Raw genomic sequence first — 22,910 nt, forward strand, 5'->3', positions numbered from 1 at the left:
CAGGCGCGGGTCAGAGGAGCGTGATCATCTGGCCCGAATTGGCATCCTGAAGCTCGAGGGCGCCGATTGCGCCGGCATCCTTCAATTGCCAGAGGATCGGCCCACCCGCACCAAGCCGGATGATCAGATCCGGCGTCGCCTCGTCGCCCAGGCCATGGACCGCGCGGATCTCGACCGCAAAATCGTCGCGCGACATGGTCTGGGCGCCGTCATAGACGAGGTAATCGCCCTCGGCATCGGAGAAGTCGCAGATCACATCCGACCCGCGGTCGCCGCCGCGGAAGACGAAGCCATCCGCACCGCTGCCGCCCCACAGCCGGTCGGCGCTGTCGCCGCCCGCGATCAGATCGTCGCCATCGCCGCCATAGATGAGGTCGCCGCCCGCCTTGCCGTCGATCACGTCATCGCCGGTCCCGCCGTAAAGCGCATCGCGCCCGACACCGCCGACCACCCGGTCATTCCCGGCGCCGCCAGAGATCGAATCATTGCCCGAGCCGCCGAACAGCGTGTCATTGCCCGCCATCCCGTCGATCGCATCGCTGGAGGCGAGGGAATCGATCCGGTCATCGCCCGCCAGCCCCTGCATCGAATCCGACCTCATGCTGCCCATGGTGAACTTGGCGAGGGCAAATTCCAGCACCAGGGTCTCATGCGCATTGAGATATTGCGCCAGCTGCCCCGAGGCGAGCAGCGCCGAGATATCGGCCGGTGTAAGCTTGATCGCGGCATCGGCCTCTTCCCAGGGCTGCAGCCCGGTCACCCCCTTGTAGCTGCCATCCGCGGTGGCCGTGTCCACCTGCATCAGCTGTGCCGAGGTGACCTCGTATCGGTCCATATAGGCCGAGAGGTCCATCTTCACCCGCATGCCCTGATCGATCAGCGAAGAGACGAAGACCACCGCATGGCCATGGCCGGAAAAGGCATGGATGTCGAAATTGTCGGAATGGACCGGGACTTCGGTCGCCTTGGTGCCGACAAGGTCGCGCGCCATGATCTGGAACAGGGTGCCGGCGGCCTGCAGCTCGCCATGGTAATCGCCAAGGCTGGTCGCATTGTACATGGTGGACCAGAAATCCAGCTGATCCACGCCACCTTTCACGAAAGTCGTGAACATTTCCAGCATGACCGGGATTTGCTGCAACCCGTAATCGGCGGCATCGCGGTAATTGACGTTCCATTCCGAATAGATCGTATCCATGGGGCGCCCGGTCAGGGCGGACCATTCCTGCATCATGCTGAGAGAATAACCGATCGAGGCCGAGATATTGGTATAGGTGTGGTAATTCTCCTTGCCGGCATTGATGCCCTCCCAATAATAGAAATGGTCGGTGACAGCGGTGATGGCCGAAAGCTCCTCGGCGCTGAACTGGGCCATGACGGTGTGGTTGCGCGCGGCGAGATCGGTCAGCGAGAAGGTGCCGCCCGCGCTTTGCCCCCAGACCTGAACCGCGACCTCCGGCTTGGTCGCGTCATGGCCGGGATGGGCGTCGTAATATTTCTCGATCTCCTGATGGACGATCAGGCCGACGGCGCTGGCGACCTTGCCATATTCCGACGCGAGCATGAAGGTCGCATATTCGTTCCCGAGTTCAAAGGTTTGAATGCCTTCGGGGCCGGCCTTTTCCAGCAGGTGGTCGACGTAATCGCGGACGAGATCGGCCTTGGAGACATCGAAATCCCGCACCCCGACCCGGCCTTCGGTCAGAAGCTGGGCCACCGGCAGGTTGATCGTGGCCTTGGTATGGGTCGTGGCGCAATAGTCCAAAAAGGCATCCGGCGTGATCAGCTGCAGGATCGACCCGTTCGACGCCACTGCCGAGGTCGCATTGGGATTGGCATAGTCGAAAAGCTGTTCGGACATCGTGCCGCCGGGAAAGCGGATCGCATGCGAGCCGACCGCGGACTGGATCTCGTCGAATTTCTCCCAGGGCTGGCTGCCGAACCGTTCATAGCCCAGAACGATGTTCATGCCGAAATGCGCCTCGGTGATCTCGCTGCCCTTGCCGGCCAGCGGCGCGACGATGATCGATTCGGAAATGGTCATGACAGCCCCCGTCGGTCTGATGCGACGGGGCCACTCTCGATCAGGGCTCAGCGGGGGGCGTGGCGCAATTGTGGCAGGGGTCCGGCTTAAGCTTCGATTTGAGACTTTCGGCAATTTCGGCGATTTTTAGTTATTTTAATTTTCGGATATATTTATTTTAATGCCACGACCTACGCCCAGGTCGCACTGCACCGATCCCCCGGGTTTCTGCGCGACAAGGGCCAACCGCCCTTCCCATCCGGGGCCAGGCCTCCTATCCTCATCCCCGCGCAATGATGCAGGAGCGGTAGATGTCCTGGCTTTCCCGGCTGGCAGAGCGGCAGATCCTCAAGGCCCGGATGGCCGGCGGGCTTTCCGGGTTGGAGGGCGAGGGCAAGCCCTTGCCGGATCGTCCCGGCGACGCCTTCGTCAGCGCGGGCGATGCGGTGGGTTTCCGGATCATGGCCGAGGCCGGGGTGCTGCCGGAAGAGATCACGCTGAAGAAACAGGCCGCGGCCCTGCGCGCGCATCTGGCGACCCTGACCGACGAAGCCGCGCGCAAGGATGTCATGGCAGAACTGGCCCGGACCGAGATGCGCCAGGCCATCGCCGAGGAATCGCGCCGCCGGTTCCTGAAGGGGTAGGAACGGCCCCGACCCTTTGGAAGATGGGCAGATTGCCCATCCTACCCTCCCCCGTCAGCGCCGGGATCACAGGGCGCGACGTGACTGCGACGGCAGGTCCCGACACCGACCCTGGCCTGTAGGATGGGCAATCTGCCCATCTTCGCCGCCTGCCACATCGGCCGGACCGGCCCGGCGATGGCGCCCTCTGCCCCCTTGCGCTTGGCCGCGTCCCGCGCTTCAACTGGGCCAAACGCAAGGACGCCCAGATGACCCAACTCACGCCGCTCAATCCCGCCATGGCTGCCACCGATCCGCCGCCCGTCATGGAAGCCCGGCGCTGGATCGCGGGGCTGACCTTTCCGGCCGACCGCCCCCTGATCAACGTGAGCCAGGCCGCACCGGTGGACCTGCCGCCACGGGCCCTGCGCCAGGCGATTGCCGAGGCGGCGCTGAACGACCCGAACGCCCATCTCTACGGCCCGGTCCTCGGCCTGCCCGCCCTGCGCGCCGAGATCGCCAGCCAATGGAGCCTGGGGTATGGCGGAGCCGTGGCCCCCGAGCAGGTCGCCATCACCCAGGGCTGCAACCAGGCTTTCTGCGCGGTCCTGTCCACCCTTGCCGGCGCGGGGGATGAGGTGATCCTGCCCACGCCCTGGTATTTCAATCACAAGATGTGGCTCGACATGGCGGGCATCGGCGCTGTGCCCCTTTCCACCGGGGCGGACCTGATCCCCGATGCCGGCAAGGCCGCCGCCCTCATCACCGACAGGACTCGCGCCATCGTACTCGTCTCGCCCAACAATCCGGGCGGGGTGGAATATCCGGCCGAGACGCTCGCCGCCTTCCGCGACCTGGCCCGCGCCCGCGGCATCGCCCTGATCGTGGACGAGACCTACCGCGACTTCGACAGCCGCACCGGCCGCCCGCATGACCTTTTCGCCGATCCCGACTGGGCCGATACGCTGATCCAGCTGTACTCCTTCTCCAAGGCCTATCGGCTGACCGGGCACCGCGTCGGCTCCATCGTCGCCTCGCCCGCGCGTCTGGCCGAGGTCGAGAAATTCCTCGACACCGTGGCGATCTGCCCAAGCCAGCTGGGCCAGATCGCGGCGCTTTGGGGGATGCGCAACCTGGCCCAATGGGTGGCGGGGGAGCGGGACGAGATCCTGTCACGCCGCGCCGCGATGGTGGAGGGCTTCCACGCCCTGCCCGGCTGGAAGCTTCTGGGCTGCGGCGCCTATTTCGCCTATGTCGAACATCCCTTCCCGCTCACCTCGACCGAGGTCTGCAAGGCGGCCGTCACCCAGGCTTCGGTCCTGATGCTGCCCGGCTCGATGTTCCAGCCCGAGGATGCGCCCGAAGGCCAGCGCCAGATCCGCATCGCCTTTGCCAATGTCGATCGCGACGGCATTGCCGAGCTCTTCCGCAGGCTCGCGGCCTTCCATCCCTGAAACGCGGCCAAAGCCGCCTCAGTCTCCAGCCCGGGGGGTGCTCTGCCCTTGCCCCTTCCGGCGCTTTCAGCTTAAACCCTTGCTACTTTGCAAAGGACGCCGGACATGGCCAAAAGCCCTACGCCCAAAGACGAACACGAGATCATTCCGCGCAAGAAATCGCGCGTCGGCACCAGCGTGCTGGCCTTCGTCATGCTGGGCATGATCGTCATCGGTCTGGGCGGCTACGGCGTGACCAACTTCGGCCATTCGGTCGATACCGTGGCCTCGGTCGGCAAGGCCGAAATCACCACCTCGGACTATGGCCGCGCCCTGCAGAACCAGGTCCGCCAGATCAGCCAGCAGTTCGGCCAGCAGATCACCTTCAAGCAGGCCCAGATGTTCGGCGTCGATCAGAAGGTGCTGCAGGATCTGGTCTCGAACGCGGCGCTCGACAACGAGGCGATGCGGCTTGGCCTTTCGGCGGGGGACCGCGAGGTGGCGCAGCAGGTTGCCACCTCGAAAGAGTTCTTCGGGGTGACCGGCAAGTTCGACCGCACCGTCTATACCCAGCTTCTGCAGCAGAACGGCGTCACCGTGAAGGACTTCGAAACCGGCGTGCGCCGCGATCTGGCGCGCCAGGTCCTGCAGGCGGCCATCGTCGGCGGGGTCGAGGCGCCCAAGTCCCTCACCGACACGATCCAGGCCTATCAGGGCGAAACCCGCGGCTTCACACTGCTGAAGCTGACCGAGGCGAGCCTGCCGCAAAAGCTGCCGGCGCCGACCGAGGATGAGCTCAAGGCCTATTACACCGCGCATATCGCCGATTTCACCCGCCCCGAGGCCAAGCGCGTCGCCTATGCGATCCTGCAGCCCGCCGACATCGCCAAGGATCAGAAGGTCGAAGAGGCCGATATCAAGGCCGCCTATGATGCCGCGGCCGAGACCTACAACGTCCCCGAAAAGCGCCTCGTCGAACGGCTGGTCTATCCTTCGGAAGACGAGGCCAAGGCCGCGCGGGCCAAGCTCGACGCCGGCACCTCCTTCGAGGATCTGGTCAAGGCGCGCGGCCTTGCCCTGACCGATATCGACATGGGCGATGTGACCGCGGCGCAGCTTGGCGCTGCCGGCAAGGATGTCTTCGCCCTGACAGCCCCCGGCGTGGTGGGGCCCCTGCCCTCCGACCTCGGGCCGGCGCTGTTCCGGATGAACGCGATCCTGCCCGCGCAGGTGACCACCTTCGAGCAGGCGCATGACAAGCTGAAGGCCGATCTGCAGCTGAAGGCCGCGGGCAAGGTCGTCTCCGACAAATACGAAGCGGTGAGCGATCTTCTGGCCGGCGGCTCCTCGGTCGCGGAAGTGGCCAAGGATCAGGGCATGACCGCGGGCACCACCGATTACGCCAAGGGCGCCGATGACAACGACCCGGTGACCGCCGATCCCGCCTTCGGCAAGGCCGTGACGGGGATGGAGGCCGGCGATTTCCCGCAGGCCGTGGGCCTTGCCGATGGCGGCCTGGCCGTGCTGCAGGTGACCGAGGTGGTGCCCCCCACCCCCGTGCCCTTCGAAAAGGCGCATGACAAGGTCGCCGCCGCCTTCCACGCCGATGCCCTGGCCAAGGCTCTGGGCGCGCTGGCCGATGCCGACCTGACCGCCGTCAAGGGCGGCGCCGATCTCGGCACGCTCGGCATCACCGACCGCGTGGCCTCGACCACCCGCGCCGCCACGCCCGACGGCATCCCGGCCGAGGCGATCACCACGGCCTTCACCCTCAAGCCCGGCGAGGTGGTCAAGATCGACACCAAGGCTCTGATCGCCATCCTGCGTCTGGACAGCGTGACCCCGGCCGACATGACCAGCGACGCGGCCAAGGCCGCCGCCGCCAAACTTGCGACCCAGGCCGCCCAGTCGATCGCGCAGGATGCCTATGACATCTATGCCTCGGCCATGACGACCCAGGGCGGATTGAACATTGACCAGGCGGCGATCACCGCCGTCCAGGCGCGGATGAACTGACCATGAAGCTCGACCCCGGTTATGCGGAATTTGAAGCGGGCTGGGCCCAGGGGCGCAATCAGGTCGTCTCGGCCCGGCTGGCGGCGGATCTCGACACGCCCGTTTCGCTGATGATGAAACTGGCCGAGGCGCGCACCGACACCTTCATGCTGGAAAGTGTGACGGGCGGCGAGATCCGCGGCCGCTATTCGGTGGTGGGGATGAAGCCCGACCTGATCTGGCAATGCCAGGGCAAGGTGGCGCGGATCAACCGCACGGCGCGCTTTGACGCGACGAGCTTTGTCGACGAGGCGCTGCCGCCGCTCGACAGCCTGCGCGCGCTGATCGCCGAAAGCCGGATCGACCTGCCCGAGGGGCTGCCGCCGATCGCGGCGGGCCTCTTTGGCTACCTCGGCTATGACATGATCCGCCTGGTGGAACACCTGCCGCATGTGAACCCCGACCCGCTCGGCCTGCCCGATGCGGTGCTCTTGCGCCCCTCGGTCGTGGCGGTGCTGGACGGGGTCAAGGGCGAGGTGACGGTGGTCGCCCCCGCCTGGGTCGCCTCCGGTCTTTCCGCCCGCGCCGCCTATGCCCAGGCGGCTGAGCGCGTGATGGACGCGCTGCGCGATCTGGACCGCGCGCCCGCGGCGCTGCGCGATCTGGGCGAGGCCGCCCCGGTCGGCGAAGCGCAGTCGAACTTCACCCACGAGGGCTACAAGGCCGCGGTCGAAAAGGCCAAGGATTACATCCGCGCCGGCGACATCTTCCAGGTCGTGCCGAGCCAGCGCTGGACGCAAAGCTTCCCCCTGCCGCCCTTCGCCTTTTACCGCAGCCTGCGGCGGACCAACCCCTCGCCCTTCATGTTCTTCTTCAACTTCGGCGGGTTCCAAGTCGTGGGGGCCAGCCCGGAAATCCTCGTCCGCCTGCGCGAAGGCGAGGTGACGATCAGGCCCATCGCCGGCACCCGCAAGCGCGGCGCCACGCCCGAGGAAGACCGCGCGCTGGAAGCCGACCTCTTGGCCGACAAGAAGGAGCTGGCGGAACACCTGATGCTCCTCGACCTCGGCCGCAACGATGTGGGCCGGGTGGCCAAGATCGGCACCGTGCGCCCGACCGAGAAATTCATCGTCGAACGCTATTCCCATGTGATGCACATCGTCTCCAACGTCGTGGGCGAGATCGCCGAGGGCGAGGACGCACTCTCGGCCCTCCTCGCCGGCATGCCCGCCGGCACCGTCTCGGGCGCGCCCAAGGTGCGCGCGATGGAGATCATCGACGAGCTGGAACCGGAAAAGCGCGGCGTCTACGGCGGCGGCGTCGGCTATTTCGCCGCCAATGGCGAGATGGACTTCTGCATCGCCCTGCGCACCGCGGTCCTGAAGGACGAGAAACTCTATATCCAGTCCGGCGGCGGCGTGGTCTATGACAGCGACCCCGAGGCGGAATATCAGGAAACCGTCAACAAATCCAAAGCCCTGCGCCGCGCCGCCGAAGACGCCGGCACCTTTGCGAGACGTGGCAACACCTGAGCCAAGATGGGCAGATTGCCCATCCTACATATCCCCGCCCGAACGGCCGCCCGCGGCGAGGCTCTGACCCCAAGGCGCCTCCGGCGGGAGTATTTGGGCAAAGAGCAATGGCAGGGGTGCCAGGACGACCGGGAGCAGCCCTCCCCCTGCCTACTATTTGCTCTTTGCTCAAATACTCCCCCCGGAGGGAACGGCCCGAGCCGGTTGGCGCGCAGCGCCAGAGGCGAGACAAAGGGAATGCGCGCGAAGCGCGCGCCTTTGATTACCCGGTCAGCCGCCGCGATGACCGCAGCCGCCTGCCGCTACTTGTGCGCCATCAGCGCGGTGATCGGGGCCAGGGCGACGCTCGAGGCCTTGCCTTCGATCGTCCATTGCAGGATCGCCGCCACCGTTTCGGGGCGCGTGTCGCCGATCACCACCACCGCCCCCTCCTGCGCCGCCTTGAAGGCCGCGCGGTCGAGGTAGCGGCGCATGATGGGCTGGCTTTCGCCCGCGCCGTCCAGCTTGCGGAAGATCACCGCCGCCGGCAATCCATCGCGGCGCGCGATCTGGTCGGCGGCATTCAGCCCGCGGTCATAGGTCACGAGGCCCCGGCCCTGATCCGCGATCACCGGCAGCACCAGCCCTGACAGGGCCCGGTTGTCCTGAAAGCCCAGCGTCGCTTCGTCGATCACGCCGACCGTCTCGGGCAGGATATCCTGCAGGGTCTGGAAGGTCTGTTCCACATCGCTCGCCGTGGCCCCGGTCGGGATGCCATTGGCCAGCATCAGCACCTCTTGCCCTGCCGCGCGGTAGATGTCTTCGGCTTCCCTCGCGTCCTGTGCCAGCGGGTCCACGACGAAAGTCACCGGGAAGGGCAGCTTGGCGAGCTCCGCCCGGTCCATCCCGGCAGCGCCGATATCCTGCAGCAGGATGGCAAACAGCGGCTTGCCCTGCGCCCCGTCGAAACGGCGGGCATATTTGCGCAAGGGCTGATCCTCGCCCCCTTGCGCCGCCACATCGCTCTCGCTCTTTGGCGCATCGCCGACATGCGGCAGCGTGTTGGTGGCCACCCCCGGCACCGAGCCGATCGGTTGCACCGGCTTCAACAGGCTGGGCGCCGGTTCCTGCTTTGCAAGGCCAGAGCCCGCCGGCACGCCCGGCATCTGCGGCTGATCCGGCGTGAAGACGCGGGGCGCCACCGGCCCGGGCGCCGCGGGGGCCGCGTCGCTGGGCGCTGGCTCCGCCACCGGCGCCGGAGTCTCGGCGGGCGCGGGCAGGCCGGCGGTCTCGGGCGCAGGCTGGGGCGTCGGCACGAGCGCAGGTACGAGCGCAGGTTCGGGGGCCAGCATTGCCTCTTCACTCGGCGTCAGCGGAGGCGCGATCTGCGGCAGGCGCGAGGGTTCGGTCAGCCCGGCCCCCTGCGAGGGCTGCAACAGCGCATCCTTGGCCCCCGGAGGCTCCGGCACCGGCTGCGGCGGGCTGGCAGGTTTCTGATCCGGCCCGGGCGCCGTCAACGCGTCGTCGAGCGCCGAGAGCGCCGGAGGCGCCTCAACCGCCGCCGGGGTTTCGGGCAGGGGCGGCAGGGCCGCCATCGCCCCCGCATCGGAATTGGCCGAGGGCACGGTGTCGGATGCCGCCGGCAGCGCCGCAGCGCCAGAGTCAGCTCCGTTCGCCACAGGCGCGGGCGCCTCGGCCTGCGGTTGCGGCGCAGGTTGCGATGCCGCCGGGTCGGGTTGCGCAGTGGGCTGGGCGTCAGACTGCGAGACGGGCGGGGCCGCGGCACCGGCTTGAGGCTCCGAGGGTAGAGGTGCCGTCTGGGCCGCGTCCGGCGCTGCCGGCTCCGGGACCGCCGTCTCCCCTGCGGAAGTCCCTGCGGCCGGGGTCTGCGGCATCGCGGCTTCAGGCGCAGCTTCCGGGCTGGTCGCGGGGGGCGGTGCGGAATCGGGCTGGGACTCGGGGGTACCGGAGGCGCCCTCTGCCCCGCCCGCGGCCGCAACCTCTTTCGGCGCATGCGCCCCCTGCGGCGGCGGCGCCAGCTGCGAGATCACGACGAAACCCGCGCCAACCGCAACAATGCCCCAAACGAGACCGCTCGCATAACTCCGCGCCACTCTATGCTCCCTGCCTGCCTCGGCCTCTAAGCCGCGAAGCGTCGGTTCCGTTTACCGGTATCCCTTGACGCCCCCGGACCATCCTGTACCTGTATACAACTGTCTCACGCAGGGTTCACCCCCCAATGGCAAAGGCGCGCCGGATGCTGCTTCTGATCGATAACTACGACAGCTTCACCTATAACCTCGTCCATTATCTGGGCGAGTTGGGGGCGGATGTCAAAGTCCTGCGCAACGACGCGCTGGATGTGCAGGGCGCCATGGCGCTGCGGCCAGAGGCGATCGTGCTCTCCCCCGGGCCCTGCGACCCCGATCAGGCCGGCATCTGCCTGCCGCTGACCCTCGCCGCGGCCGAGACCGGGACGCCGCTTCTGGGCGTCTGCCTTGGCCATCAGACCATCGGCCAGGCCTTCGGCGGCAAGGTGGTGCGCTGCCACGAGATCGTGCATGGCAAGATGGGCCGGATGATCCACGAGGGCCAGGGCATCTTCGCCGGCCTGCCCTCGCCCTTCCTCGCCACCCGCTACCATTCGCTGGTGGTCGACCGCGCGAGCCTGCCCGACAGCCTGGAGGTCACAGCCTGGCTCGAAGACGGCACGATCATGGGCCTGCGCCACAGAACCAAACCGATCGAGGGCGTGCAGTTCCATCCCGAAAGCATCGCCTCCGAACATGGCCACAAGCTGTTGCAGAACTTCCTGGAGCGGGCGAAGGTCTCGGTGACGGCATGAGTGACGCGCTCAAGCCCCTGATCGGCCTGGCCGCCACCCGCCCCCTGACCAGGGCCGAGGCCGAGGTGGCCTTCGGCGCCCTCTTCGAAGGGGCGGCGACCCCGGCCCAGATGGGCGGCTTCCTGATGGCGCTGCGCACAAGGGGCGAGACGGTGGATGAATTTGCCGCCGCCGCCTTCGTGATGCGCTCGAAATGCCATGTGGTGCGCGCACCCGCCGGTTCCATCGACATCGTCGGCACCGGCGGCGACGGCAAGGGCACGCTCAACATCTCCACCGCCACGGCCTTCGTCGTGGCCGGCGCCGGGGTGCCGGTGGCCAAGCATGGCAACCGCAACCTCTCCTCCAAATCCGGCGCCGCCGATGCCCTGACCGAGATGGGCCTCAACGTCATGGTCGGCCCCGAAGTGGTCGAACGCTGCCTGGCCGAGGCCGGGATCGGCTTCATGATGGCGCCGATGCACCATCCCGCGATGCGGCATGTCGGCCCGGTGCGCGCCGAACTCGGGACAAGGACCATCTTCAACATCCTCGGACCTTTGACCAATCCCGCCGGGGTGCGGCGCCAGCTGACCGGCACCTTCTCGACCCAGCTGATCCGCCCCATGGCCGAAACCCTGCGCGCCCTCGGCTCGGATGCCGCCTGGCTCGTCCATGGCAGCGATGGCACGGATGAGATCTCGATCGCCGGCACCACCGATGTGGCCGCCCTCGACAAGGGCGAGATCCGGGAATTCACCCTCCACCCCGAGGATGCCGGCCTGCCCGTCCATCCGTTCGAGGCGATCCTCGGCGGCGCCCCGTCCGAGAATGCCGCCGCCTTCCGCGCCCTTCTGCAAGGGCAAAAGGGCGCCTACCGCGACGCCGTGCTGCTGAACTCCGCTGCGGCGCTTCTCGTTGCGGGCAAGGTCGAGACCCTCAAGGACGGCACTGAGCTTGCCCGCGCCTCGATCGATTCCGGCGCCGCCCAGGCCAGGATCGACGCCCTGCGCCGCATCTCGCCCATCACCTGAAGCAAAGGGCCGCAGAGGGGATCACCCCCTGCGGCCCCGATTTGCTCTTTGCCCAAATACTCCCGCCGGAGGCCCTTCGCCTGAGCCGGTTGGCCGCAGGCCAGAGGCGAGGACCAGACCTGCGCCGCAGGCGCTCCTTCAGACAGGAGGCAGCGTCACAGCGTCGAATTCATCGCCCCGCCATCCAGCAGGATGTTCTGCCCGACGATGAAGCCCGCGTGCTGGCTGCACAGGAACGCGCAGGCCGCGCCGAACTCGGCCGGGGTGCCATAACGGCGGGCCGGGATCGTGGCCATCCGCGCGGCGCGGGCCTCTTCCATCGAGATGCCCTCAGCCTTGACCACACCGCCATCCAGCGCCGTGGCGCGGTCGGTGTCATGGATGCCGGGCAGGAGGTTGTTGATCGTCACCCCCTTCGGCGCCACCTGCCGGGCGGTGCCAGCGACGAAACCGGTCAACCCGGTGCGCGCCGCGTTCGACAGGCCGAGGGAGGCGATCGGCGCCTTGACCGACTGGCTGGTGATATTGACCACGCGGCCCCAGCCCTTGGCCATCATCCCCGGCATCAGCGCGGTCATGAGCGAGATCGGCGTCAGCATGTTCGCCTCGATCGCCTTGAGGTAATCGGCGCGGCTCCAGGTCTCCCAGGACCCGGGCGGCGGGCCGCCGGCGTTGGTCACGAGGATATCGACGCCCGCGGGCCCGACCGCCGCCAGAACCGCGGCCAGCCCCGCTTCGGAGGTCACATCCGCCACCACGGTCGCGACCTTCACGCCACGGCTGCGCAGCGCGGCAGCGGTGGCCTCCAGCGCCTCGGCCCCGCGCGCATTGATCACCAGATCGACCCCCGCCTCGGCCAAGGCCTCGGCACAGCCGCGGCCAAGCCCCTTGGACGCCGCCGTCACCAGCGCCCGCTTGCCCTTGATCCCCAGATCCATCCTTGCCTCCATCGTTTCGCAAATGCCGCGGCCCTGCCGCAAACCTGACCCTTTGTTGACGTTTCGTGCGGCGATTGCTAGCCCGTAAATCTCCCGCCCGCGGGACTGTCCGGTATGAGGAGCCGCCATGTCACCCCAAGCCTCAGCCCCTCCCCCTTCCGGCACCGGTCCGGACGCGCCCGGCCATGCCGCCCAGGTCTTTGCCGCCGAAGAGATCTATGCCGTCCAGGGCGCCAACCAGGGCGATGCGCTGTCGGGCCCCGAAGAAATCTGCGCCGGCGACATCTACCGGCTGACAGCGGCGGCACGGCCCTTGCGGCTGGCGCTGCGCCAGCCCGATGCAAGGACCCAGGCCGTGGCCGCCGGGTCCGAGATCGGCGCCCCGGGCGCGCTGATCCGGCTCGAGGCGCGCTATGCGATGATGGCGCCGGATGGCGACCGGGTCGATCTGCTCTTCCTGCGGCTCGAGGATGGCACCGGCCTTGCCCTGCCGCTGTCGCCCCTGGGCGCCGGGGTCGATTACACGCTCCTCTCGGTCGAGCCCGCCCCCGAGGGGATGCACCTGGCCGACCTGATGTGCCTGTCCTTCGCACGCGGCACGATGATCACCCTGACCGATGGCAGCCAGCGCCCGATCGAGGCGCTGGTGCCGGGCATCGAGGTGCTGACCCGCGACCATGGCCGCCAGACCGTGCGCTGGATCGGCCATGCCCGCCTGCGCGCCGTGGGAAGCTTTGCCCCGGTGGTGATCACCGCCGGCACCATCGGCAATGCCGGCGATCTGATCATCAGCCAGCATCACCGGGTCTTTCTCTATCAGCGCAACCGCCTGCCGGGGCTGGCCACGTCGGAACTTCTGGTCCAGGCCCGCGACATGGTCGACGGCGAGGCGGTCTATCTGCGCGAGGGCGGCTTCGTCGATTACTTCAGCCTGGTCTTCGACCGCCACGAGATCATCTATGCCGAGGGCGTGCCTTCCGAAAGCCTGATGGTCAATGATGCCACCGTCAACCGCCTGCCACCCGAGATCGCGGCGGATGTGAAGGCCCGCTTCCCCGGCCTCGCCCAGGCGCCGCATTTCGGCACCGAGGCGAGCCGGGAGTTCCTGGCCGAGATCGGGGCAGCGCAGTTGATCGGGGGGCGGCGGGGCTGAGAGGCTTGCGCTTGTGGCCGGCCGTTGGAAGCGGGGGGTTTCACACCCCCCGCACCCCCCGTGGGATATTTATGGACCAATGAAAAGGAAGCGAGGGTTCAGGGCTTGAGGTGGGCCAGGACCGAGCGGGCGGCGCGCAGGCCGGGGTTTTCGGCGCCGCGGCCGAGGCGGAGCATCGTGGTTTCCATCGCGGTCTTCTGGGCGGCGCTGTCGGCCAGGACCTGTTCCATCGCGGCGGCGATCGCCGGGGGGCGGCAGGCGGGGCCGAGGAATTCGGGAATGTGGCGGGTTTCCGAGACGAGGTTGACCAGCGTCACCGTGTCGATCAGGGCGGCGCGTTTCATCAGCCACCAGCTGAGCGGGTGCATGTCATAGGCGATCACCATCGGCGTCGCATTGGCGGCAAGCTCCAGCGAGACGGTGCCCGAGGCGGCCAGCGCCAGATCGGCCTCGGCAAAGGCGGCGCGCTTTTCGGCCGGATCGAGGATCAGGCGCGGCTGGACCGGCCAGTCTTTCGTGAGGTCGCGGACCATGGGTTCCAGATGTGCCAGCGTCGGCAGAGCGACGCTGAGGCCGGGATGCCGCGTCTGCAGGCGGGCGAGGCTTTGGCCGAAGGTGGGGGCGAGGCGGGTGATCTCTGACCGGCGCGAGCCGGGGAGGCAAAGGATCAGGGGGCGCGGGCTGTCCGCAAGGAGGGCGCGCTCCTCCGGTGTGGCGAGGGGCTCGGCCACCACCGGGTGGCCGACGAAATCGCAGCTCATCCCCGCCGCGGTCATAAATGGCGGCTCGAAGGGCAGCAGCGCCAGGACATGGTCGATCACCCGCGCCATCTTGGCCGCCCGCCCCGGGCGCCAGGCCCAGACCGAGGGCGCGACGTAATGGATGGTGCGCAGCTCGGGCCGCGCCGCCTTGACCAGCCCGGCCACCCGCAGGCAGAAATCCGGGCTGTCGATGGTGATCAGCGCGGCGGGCGCCAGCGCCAGGGCGGCGGCGGCAGCCTCGCGGATCCGGCGCTTGAGCTGGCGGTATTTCGGCAGCACCTCGGCGATGCCCATGACCGAAAGCTCCTCCATCGGGAAGAGCGAGGTCAGGCCTTGCGCCTGCATCAGGGGGCCGCCGATGCCGTGGAAGCTGACCTCCGGCACCAGGGCCTTCAAGCCCGCCATCAGGGCAGCCCCCAGCCTGTCGCCCGAAGGCTCGCCCGCGATGAGGAAGAGGCTCAGCGCGCCCACAGGAAAAGGCCCGTTTCCGCGGCAATCGCCCGCATCTGCGGCAGATCGAGACAGATCACCGAGCCGGCCTGAAAGGCGAGGCCGGACAGCCCCGCCGCAGCCACGGCGCGCAGGGTCGCAGGGCCGAGGGTCGGCAGATCGACGCGGCGGTCCTGACCGGGCTTGGCGGCCTTGTAGAAGACGCCGCGCCGCTTGGGGCGCAAAGCCTCCGGCAGGGCGGCGATCTGGGCCAGCATCACATCGGTGCCGGGCAAGGCCTCCACTGCGAGGCAGAGGCCACCGGCCACCACGGCGCCTTGCCCGACATCGACGGCACCCAGCGCCGCGACGATCTCCGCCGCGCGGGTCGCATCGGCCTCGGCCTGGGGCGAGACCTCGCCGGCCAGAACCCCGGCCGCGGGCAGAAGCTCGGGCGCCAGGGCCTCGACACCGACGACGGCGAAGCCCTCCTCCTCGAAGAGGCCAAGGATGGCGCGCAGCGTCGCATCATCGCCGCCGGCAAAGGCCGCCATCAGCTGCGGCACCAGTTGCGCGGTGGCAGGGTCAAAGAGCGCGGGGTCGAGGCGCGGGCGGCTGACGCCACCGGCGAAGGCGACATGGGTGATCCCCTCGTCGCCGAGGTGGCGCAGGAAGGGCACCAGACGCTCCAGCCGGAAGGTCAGGTCCACCGCCACGCCCTGCGGCACATAGCCGTCGAGCACGCAGACATAGGGCCGCCGCCCGGCAGCCTCTTGCGAAGCGACCAGAATGGCGGGCAGATCGCCCGTCCCGGCGATGAGGGCGAGCCGGGTCATTTCGGCGTCAGGAAGGAACGGTCCGAGGCGGCGAGGATGAACCCCACCATCTCGCGCACCGCGGCGGCGGGGCTGGTCGCGGCCAGACGCTCGGCCCGTTCGTGGAAGGTGCCGGTGCCGCGGGCGAGCTCCTCGTAAGCGTGGCGCAGGGCGGTGATCTCGGCCCGGTCCATGCCGCGGCGCTTGAGGCCGACGAGGTTCAGCCCGTCAAGCTCGCCGCGCGGGCCCTGGACGAGGCCATAGGGGATCACGTCATTGGTCACCATGGTCACCGCGCCGATGATGGCGCCATGGCCGATGCGGACCCATTGGTGGATGCCGGAGAGGCCGCCGACGATCACGTCATCGCCGATCTGGCAATGGCCGGCGATGGCGACGCAATTGGCCAGCACGATCCGGTTGCCCAGATGGGCGTCATGGCCGATGTGGACGCCGGTCATCAGGAGGCAGTCGTCGCCCACGGTCGTCACACCGCCACCACCCGCGGTCCCGGTGTTGAGGGTGACACTCTCGCGGATCCGGCAGCGCGCGCCCACGATCAGCCTTGTCCGCTCGCCCTTGAACTTCAGGTCCTGCGGCACCTCGCCCACGGTGGCATGCGGGAAGATCACCGTATCGGCCCCGACCGAGGTCCAGCCGGTCACCACGGCATGGGACTTGATCTCGACCCGGTCGCCGAGGGTGACCTCGGGGCCGACGATGCAGAAGGGGCCGATGCGGACGCCCTCGCCCAGCTGGGCGGCGGGGTCGACGATCGAGGAGGGATGGATGAGGGGCGCGCTCATGCGCTCAGGCCTTGGGCAGGTCGAACATGGCGGTGAAGGTGGCCTCGGTGGCCAGCTCGCCGTCCACGGTTGCCCGGCCTTCGAACTTCCAGACCTTGCCGCCGCCCCGGATGGCGCGGACATGGAGTTCAAGCACATCGCCGGGGATGACCTTGCGGCGGAACTTCACGCCATCAACGCCCATGAAGAAGACCTTGGCGTTCTTGTCGACGAGGTCCATCGACAGGCCGACCAGCACGCCCGAGGTCTGCGCCATGGCCTCGATGATCATGACGCCCGGCATGATCGGCATGTCGGGGAAATGGCCCTGGAAATGCGGCTCGGTGTTGGTGACGCATTTCACCCCGACGCAGCTTTCGTTGATGACGATGTCGCGCACCTTGTCGATCAGCAGAAAGGGGTAACGGTGCGGGATGATCCGCTTGATCAGGGCAAGATCGGCGTCCTGCACAGGTGTGGTGATGTCGGTCATGTCGTCCCCCTTTAGCACCCCTCTGATGGGCGGCTTTGACCCTGACTAGCAACTTGGGCGCACGGGGACAAGCAGGGCGGCAGGGTCCGTGCGAGAAGCCGGCCGCGCTGGCCCGGCTTGGGGTCAGGTCAGGGCGCGGGGGGCACGGCATCCTGCGGTGCAGTGGGGGTGGGTGCGGGTTGATCAGGCGCAGGCTGGTCGGGCGCGGGCTGGGTTGGTGCAGGCTGGGTGGGCGCGGGTTGGGTGGGCGCGGGCTGCACCGGCCCGGGCAGGCGCGGCCCTTGCGGCACGTTGCTGCCATCGCCCAGCTTCTCGTCCAGCGCCTTGATCGCGCGGTCGGTCACGTCGATCGAATCGAAGGACAGGACCACCGCGTCATGGTTCAGGATCGCCAGCGCGCCGATGTCGTGCATGAGGTCGCCCAGCACCGGCACGGCGGCCTGGAAGAAGGTCTTGCGGCCGGCATCGCGCTCAGCCTTCAGGGCATCGGCCTTGGCGGCCTGGTCGGCACGCAGCTTTTCGACCTTGGCATCAAAGGCATCGGCGAGGGTCTGGAAGCTTGCCGCCGGCATGGTGGCGCGCTTCTTGGTCAGATCGGCCTCTTCGGCGGCGAGATCCGCCTCGATCTGGCGGTTCTCGGCGGCCAGAACCCGGCTCGCGGCCAGGGCCCGCGCCTCCATCGCCTTGCCGAAGAGCGAATCCGTATAAAGCCGGTCCTGATCCAGCGTCAGGATCTGCGGCGTGGTGCCAAGCGACTGCGCCGCGGCGGGCGCGCCCGCGCCGACAAGCGCCGCCCCCGCCAGAGCGGCGCTGCACAAAAGGGCCAGAACCAGCCGGCGCGACGCCGCAAGGACGGCGGCGCCGGGCGGCACAAGCCGCTGGCCGGGGCCGCCCTGCATCAGAACTTGGTCGAGATGTTGAAGTTGAAGGTCTGCTCCTTGTCGTAGCTTTCCTTCTTCAGCGCATGGGTGAAGTCGAAGCGCAGCGGACCGATCGGCGTCTTCCAGAACAGCGACAGGCCGAGGACGGCGCGCAGATGCGCCGAATCGTCCACCGGACCCGCGGTGCCCGCCCGGTCCTTCAGACCCCAGACCGACCCAACGTCGAGGAAAGAGCCGCCCGACATGTTGTATTCATCCGGCAGACCCAGCGGGAATTCGCTTTCGAGGTGCGCCACGGCGTAGAAATTGCCGCCCAGAGCGTCCTGGTTCGTGGCGGTCAGGTCGCGCGGCCCAAGGCCGTTCGCCTCGAAACCGCGGATCTTGTCGGCCCCGAAGAAGCGGTCGGTCACCCGGGTGGTATAGCCGCCGAAAGCGGTCAGCGCCCCGCCCTCGAAGGAGGCCCGCAGCGTCACCGCGTCATGGGCGATCTTGGTTTCCTTCACCGCCCGGATCGAGGTGTTGACATATTTCGCCGTCCCGCCGATGCCCGCGAAATCCTGGCCGAACTGCAGCAGCGTGCCGTTGTTCGGGTGCAGCGGGGAATTGCGGTCGTCCCAGGTATAGGTATAGCCCACCGAGGAGAAGGTCTCGCCGCCCTGCTCGCGCTGCAGGATGGCGGAAGAGCCGTTCGAGGTTTCATCCTCGGTCGTGGTCGGATCGTCCACCACCGGACCATCGACATTCGACAGGATCTTGCGACCCAGCGCATAGCTCAGCTGCAGCTTGCCGATCTCTCCCAAGGGGAAGGTCAGGCTGGGCGAGAGGCTCATCGTCTTGGTGTCGTAGAAGGCGTTGTTCTGGTGATCGGTCGTGGCATAGATCGCCGTGGTCGAGAACAGCAGGTCACGGCCCAGGAAGGCCGGTTCGCTGAACGAAATCTGACTGTCCACATTGTCGACGCCGGTCTGCACATTGACCGTCAGCCCCTGGCCACGGCCGAGGAAGTTCGATTCCGAGAAGCCGACCGCGATGCCGAAACCGGCCTGCACGCCATAGCTCGCGCCGAGGGTGATCGAGCCGGTCGGCTGTTCGGTGACGGCAACCTTGACCACGCCCTCATCCGGCGCGCTGCCCGGTTCCTGGGTGACCGAGACATCCGAGAAGAAGCCAAGCGCGCGGATGCGCTCGGCCGCCTGGGCAATCTCGTGCGGGTTCATCGGGTCGCCCTCGACGGTGCGGAACTGGCGGCGGACCACCGAGTCGAGCGTCGTGGTATTGCCCTCGATGTCGATCCGCTCGACGAATTCGCGCTGGCCCTTGACGATGGCGAAGGTCACATCGACCGTGCCGTCGCGGTCGTTGCGCTTCATCCGCGGCTCGACCGTCACGAAATTCAGGCCCTTCTTCAGCGCCAGCGATTCCATGATGTCGACATTGCTTTGAATGATCGTCGGGCTGTAGGTCACCCCGGGGCGCAGGCGGCGCTGCTTGTCGAAATCGGCCGGGTCGATGCCGGGCACTTCCGAGACGGTCGTGACATTGCCGATCTTGAAGCTCTGGCCTTCCGAGATGGTGAAGGTCAGGAAGGTGGCATTGCGGTCGCGCGCATAGGTGGCCCCGGCGTCGAGGATCTTGAAGTCAAGGAAGCCGCGCGACAGGTAGAAGTCTGACAGCAGCTTCTTGTCGACCTCCAGCCGGTCGGAGTTGTAGGTGTCCTTCTGGATCAGAAGGTGCAGGATGCCGGCCTGCTTGCTTTCCAGAACCTGGCGCAGGCGGTAATCCGAAAAGGCCTTGTTGCCGACAAAGCTGAGGCGGGCGATCTCGGCCACCTTGCCCTCGGCGATCTCGAAGACCAGATCGACGGAATTGTCGGCGCGGCGGATGATGCGCGGGGTGATCGTCGCCGCCATCCGGCCCTGGATGCGGTAGATGTCGGTGATCATCGCCGCATCGGCCTCGGCCTGGGCGGGCGAATAGACGCCATGCGACTTGGATTTGATCGCCCCGGTCAGGGTTTCATCCTTGATCCGGGCATTGCCCTGGAAATCCACCACGCCGATCGTCGGATTCTCGACGACCTTGACCAGCAGGGTGGAGCCCTTGGGCACCATCTCGACCCGGGCGAAGAGGCCCGACCCGAACAGCCGCTGGTAAGCGTCGTTCAGATCCGCGGCCGTGGCGCGCTGGCCCTTGGACAGCGCAAGATAGGCGATCACCGTGGCGGTATCGACATGGGCATTGCCCTGCACCGTGACGGCGTTGACGACAAAGCCCTGCGGCACCGGCGCCACCCGCTTTTCCGGCGGCGCTTCGGTGATTCCAAGCGAGAAGGCTTCGGGCGCGCTGCCATCGGCGGTCTGGGCGAACAGGTTCTGCGGGCCGAAAAGACCGGCGCCCGTCAGCGAGACACCGGCGGCCAGCACCAGCCCCCCTGCCCCCAGACGCATCCCCCTGCGCGACAGTCCAGCGCCCTTGCCCATGCTTTTTTTGCTCACGTCTCGCGCCCCACGTCAATCACCGGCCCTGGCAGGCCAAATCCATTTCGCCAATAGAACCTGACTAGCTTCTTGTCCGGCCCTTGTCAAAAGCGCCCTCTTCGATGGGAAGCGAGGCTCGGCGGCTTTCGCCCGTTTCCTGTGGATAAGTCCGGCGGCGCGGCGGCGCAAGCCGAAGTCACCCGCAGCGGAACAGATCGTTGGAGACGGCAAAGACCATCACCGCCGCCAGAAGCCCCAGACCGAGGGTCATCAGCACCTGCAACACCCTTTCGCTGGGCGGATGGCCGGTGGCGGCCTCGTAGATGTGAAAGACCAGATGGCCGCCGTCCAGCACGGGAATCGGGAAGAGGTTCAGAAGCCCGATCGACAGGCTGACCAGCGCCAGCGTCTCAAGGAAACTTTCCAGCCCCGACCGCGCCGCAGCCCCCACCACCTTGGCCATGCCGATGGGGCTCGAGACGTTGCAGCTGCTGATCTTGCCCGCGACGATGGCGCCAAGGCCCGACAGCGTGGTCTTGGCCATGTACCAGCCTTGCGTCCAGGCGATCGAGGCCGCCTCGCCGAGGCCAGGCTGGCGCGTCACCGGGTCGAACAGCACCCCGCCCGAGACGCCGATCATCCAGCGCGTCTCGAATCCGCCATCGGGCGCCGGCAGGTCGCGGCGGCGCGGCGAGAGAGAGACGTCGAAGGTCTTGCCCGCGCGCCACAGAGTCAGGGCGATGGGCTGGCCCGCGGTCGCCTCGACGATCTTGGGCAGCTGGCTGAAGCTTGCGACCTCCTGCCCCGCGGCCTTGAGGATCACATCGCCCGGCTGGATGCCGGCATCGAGCGCCGCCCCCTGCGGCAGCACGCTTTCGGCGATGGGCGGCAAGGGGTTCGGACCTTCCAGCGTCAGGTTCTGCCCGGCGCGGACCACCTGATAGGTCACCGTCTTGGCATCGGTCAGCGTGTCGGCCACCGTGAAGAAGGTGCCCAGATCCGGCGTTTGCTGGCCGTTCATCGCGGTGATCAGATCGCCGGTCTGCAGGCTCGCCCCGTCGAAGGGCACGGTCTTGAGCGCGCCGATCATCGGCTGGTCCACCGCCACGCCGCGCCACAGGATCACCCCGGCAAAGATCACGAAGGCGAGGATGAAATTGGCCATCGGCCCCGCCACCACGGTGGCCGACCGCGCCCAGAGCGGCGCGCCATGCATCGTGTGGCGCTTCTCCTCCGGGGTCAGGCCTTCCATCAGCCCCTGATCGGGGCGCGAGGCGCTGTCGCTGTCGCCAAGGAACTTGACGAACCCGCCCAGGGGCAATGCGGCCAACTGCCAGCGCGTGCCGTGCCGGTCGGTGCGAGACCACAGAACCTTGCCAAAGCCCAGCGAGAAGATCTCGGCCTTGATGCCGGTCAGGCGGCCGATGATGTAATGGCCATATTCATGCACCGTGACGATGATGGCGATGGCGATCAGGAAGGACACCAGCGTCCAGGCCGTGCCCCCGAGATTCGATGCGAGTTCCGCGAGATTCAAGATGGCCCCTGCCCTATGTCCTTGCGTGCCGGGGCGCGAGGTCGCGCGCAGCACGTCTTGCGAGTTGGTCCATTGCCAGCACTTCGTCAAGGCGCGTCGCAGGCTTTGTCATGCCACTTTCGGCTGAAACCCGCGTAAGCGTGGCTTCGACAAGGTGCGACATGTCCAGAAAGCCGATCTGCCCGGCGATGAACTGATCCAGCGCCACTTCCTTGGCCGCGTTGAAGACGCAGCCGGCGAGCCCGCCCGCGGCCATCACCTCCTGCGCCAGCCGCAGTGCGGGATAGCGGGCAAGGTCGGGCGCGCGGAAGGTCAACCGGCCAAGAGCCGCGAAATCCAGCCGCGCCACCGGCAGCGGGCTGCGCTGCGGCCAGTTCAGCGCATAGCCGATGGCATGGCGCATGTCGGGCGCGCCCAGATGCGCCATCACCGCGCCGTCGCAATAGCCCACCGCGGAATGGATGATCGATTCAGGGTGGATCACCACCTCGATCTGATCGGGGCGAACGCCGAAAAACTCCCGCGCCTCAATGACTTCCAAGGCCTTGTTGAACATCGAGGCGCTGTCGATCGTGATCCTTTGCCCCATGACCCAATTCGGATGCGCAAGGGTATCCTGCAACCGCGCCGCCGCCAGCCGCTCCAGCGGCCAGTCGCGCAAGGCGCCGCCCGAGGCGGTCAGGATGATCCGCTCCACCGTGGCCATGTCCTCGCCCGCCAGCGCCTGGAAGACCGCCGAATGTTCGCTGTCGACCGGCAGGATGCGCGCGCCATGCGCGGCCGCGGTGGCAAGCATCAGGGGCCCCGCCGTCACGAGGCTTTCCTTGTTGGCCAGCGCCAGCGTGGCGCCGGTCTGCAGCGCCGCAAGGCCCGGTGCGAGGCCCGCCGCCCCCACGATGGCCGACATGACCCAATCGGCGGGCCGCGCCGCCGCCTCGGCAATCGCCCCGGCCCCGGCGGCGGCTTCGATGCCGCTGCCCGCCAGCGCCGCGCGCAGATCGCCCAGCAGCGCCTCTTCGGCCACCACCGCCACCTCGGCCTGCAGGGCGCGGGCCATCTCGGCCAGCCGCGCCACATTGCGCCCGCCGGTCAGGGCCACGACCTCGAAAGGCGCGGCCTCGGTCCGGGCCAAGAGGTCATAGGTGCTTTGGCCGATCGAGCCCGTGGCCCCGAGAATGGAAATCCGCCGTCTGGTCAC

Annotated in this window: 18 protein-coding genes; 7 read left to right on the plus strand and 11 right to left on the minus strand. The window is 67.8% G+C overall.

From position 1 onward, the window contains the following. Positions 1-10 precede the first annotated feature (10 nt). Entirely contained in the window at positions 11-2,044 is a 2,034-nt protein-coding gene (locus tag AC1DZT_RS03675) for a calcium-binding protein (protein ID WP_478005245.1), read from the minus strand. A gap of 290 nt (positions 2,045-2,334) precedes the next feature. Between AC1DZT_RS03675 and AC1DZT_RS03680 the strand changes: the two genes are divergently transcribed. The 4 genes from AC1DZT_RS03680 to trpE all read left to right on the plus strand — a co-directional run bounded on the left by AC1DZT_RS03680 (position 2,335) and on the right by trpE (position 7,606). Then, a complete protein-coding gene (locus tag AC1DZT_RS03680; protein WP_478005246.1) occupies positions 2,335-2,667 on the plus strand; it encodes a DnaJ family domain-containing protein in 333 nt (110 codons plus the stop codon). Between the two features lie 248 nt (positions 2,668-2,915). Then, on the plus strand, positions 2,916-4,100 hold the full coding sequence (locus AC1DZT_RS03685; RefSeq protein ID WP_478005247.1) for an aminotransferase: 1,185 nt from the start codon (positions 2,916-2,918) through the stop codon (positions 4,098-4,100). A gap of 105 nt (positions 4,101-4,205) precedes the next feature. Next, the gene (locus AC1DZT_RS03690) at positions 4,206-6,095 is read left to right on the plus strand and encodes a SurA N-terminal domain-containing protein (RefSeq protein ID WP_478005248.1); all 1,890 of its coding nucleotides are present in this window, start codon (positions 4,206-4,208) and stop codon (positions 6,093-6,095) included. 2 nt (positions 6,096-6,097) lie between these two features. Next, positions 6,098-7,606 (plus strand): anthranilate synthase component I, encoded by a 1,509-nt coding sequence (trpE, locus tag AC1DZT_RS03695; RefSeq protein WP_478005249.1) that lies wholly within the window; start codon positions 6,098-6,100, stop codon positions 7,604-7,606. 302 nt (positions 7,607-7,908) lie between these two features. Here the strand turns inward: trpE and AC1DZT_RS03700 are convergent, their stop codons facing one another. Then, positions 7,909-9,264, minus strand: a complete 1,356-nt coding sequence (locus tag AC1DZT_RS03700; RefSeq protein ID WP_478005250.1) for a divergent polysaccharide deacetylase family protein — start codon at positions 9,262-9,264, stop codon at positions 7,909-7,911. Between the two features lie 578 nt (positions 9,265-9,842). Here AC1DZT_RS03700 and AC1DZT_RS03705 point away from each other — a divergent pair. Together AC1DZT_RS03705 and trpD are read left to right on the plus strand one after the other, a co-directional pair. Then, the gene (locus AC1DZT_RS03705) at positions 9,843-10,430 is read left to right on the plus strand and encodes an anthranilate synthase component II (RefSeq protein ID WP_478005251.1); all 588 of its coding nucleotides are present in this window, start codon (positions 9,843-9,845) and stop codon (positions 10,428-10,430) included. After that, complete coding sequence (gene trpD / locus AC1DZT_RS03710; protein ID WP_478005252.1) at positions 10,427-11,443, plus strand: anthranilate phosphoribosyltransferase; 1,017 nt, start codon at positions 10,427-10,429, stop codon at positions 11,441-11,443. Before AC1DZT_RS03705 ends, trpD begins: the two co-directional genes overlap by 4 nt. 155 nt (positions 11,444-11,598) lie before the next feature. Here the strand turns inward: trpD and AC1DZT_RS03715 are convergent, their stop codons facing one another. Next, positions 11,599-12,381: an SDR family oxidoreductase gene (locus tag AC1DZT_RS03715; protein ID WP_478005253.1), complete on the minus strand. Its 783-nt coding sequence runs from the start codon at positions 12,379-12,381 to the stop codon at positions 11,599-11,601. 127 nt (positions 12,382-12,508) lie between these two features. Between AC1DZT_RS03715 and AC1DZT_RS03720 the strand changes: the two genes are divergently transcribed. Beyond that, a complete protein-coding gene (locus AC1DZT_RS03720; RefSeq protein WP_478005254.1) occupies positions 12,509-13,534 on the plus strand; it encodes a Hint domain-containing protein in 1,026 nt (341 codons plus the stop codon). Positions 13,535-13,632: 98 nt separating this feature from the next. Here the strand turns inward: AC1DZT_RS03720 and lpxB are convergent, their stop codons facing one another. The 8 genes from lpxB to dxr all read right to left on the minus strand — a co-directional run bounded on the left by lpxB (position 13,633) and on the right by dxr (position 22,910). Then, positions 13,633-14,757 carry a lipid-A-disaccharide synthase gene (gene lpxB / locus AC1DZT_RS03725; protein ID WP_478005507.1) on the minus strand — a complete coding sequence of 375 codons (1,125 nt, stop codon included), beginning with the start codon at positions 14,755-14,757 and terminating at the stop codon, positions 13,633-13,635. Further along, positions 14,754-15,560, minus strand: coding sequence for an LpxI family protein (locus AC1DZT_RS03730; RefSeq protein ID WP_478005255.1), 807 nt, complete (start codon positions 15,558-15,560; stop codon positions 14,754-14,756). The genes lpxB and AC1DZT_RS03730 overlap by 4 nt, the downstream gene beginning before the upstream one ends. After that, positions 15,557-16,345, minus strand: coding sequence for an acyl-ACP--UDP-N-acetylglucosamine O-acyltransferase (lpxA, locus tag AC1DZT_RS03735; protein ID WP_478005256.1), 789 nt, complete (start codon positions 16,343-16,345; stop codon positions 15,557-15,559). Before lpxA ends, AC1DZT_RS03730 begins: the two co-directional genes overlap by 4 nt. A 4-nt stretch (positions 16,346-16,349) precedes the next feature. Continuing rightward, positions 16,350-16,817 (minus strand): 3-hydroxyacyl-ACP dehydratase FabZ, encoded by a 468-nt coding sequence (gene fabZ / locus AC1DZT_RS03740; protein WP_478005257.1) that lies wholly within the window; start codon positions 16,815-16,817, stop codon positions 16,350-16,352. 128 nt (positions 16,818-16,945) lie between these two features. Further along, entirely contained in the window at positions 16,946-17,716 is a 771-nt protein-coding gene (locus AC1DZT_RS03745) for an OmpH/Skp family outer membrane protein (protein WP_478005258.1), read from the minus strand. Further along, positions 17,716-20,193: an outer membrane protein assembly factor BamA gene (bamA, locus tag AC1DZT_RS03750; protein ID WP_478005259.1), complete on the minus strand. Its 2,478-nt coding sequence runs from the start codon at positions 20,191-20,193 to the stop codon at positions 17,716-17,718. Before bamA ends, AC1DZT_RS03745 begins: the two co-directional genes overlap by 1 nt. Before the next feature lie 178 nt (positions 20,194-20,371). Next, positions 20,372-21,712, minus strand: coding sequence for an RIP metalloprotease RseP (rseP, locus tag AC1DZT_RS03755; RefSeq protein ID WP_478005260.1), 1,341 nt, complete (start codon positions 21,710-21,712; stop codon positions 20,372-20,374). 13 nt (positions 21,713-21,725) lie between these two features. Further along, positions 21,726-22,910, minus strand: a complete 1,185-nt coding sequence (gene dxr, locus AC1DZT_RS03760) for a 1-deoxy-D-xylulose-5-phosphate reductoisomerase (protein ID WP_478005261.1) — start codon at positions 22,908-22,910, stop codon at positions 21,726-21,728.

This window comes from Rhodobacter sp. P1_C2 (assembly GCF_056406375.1).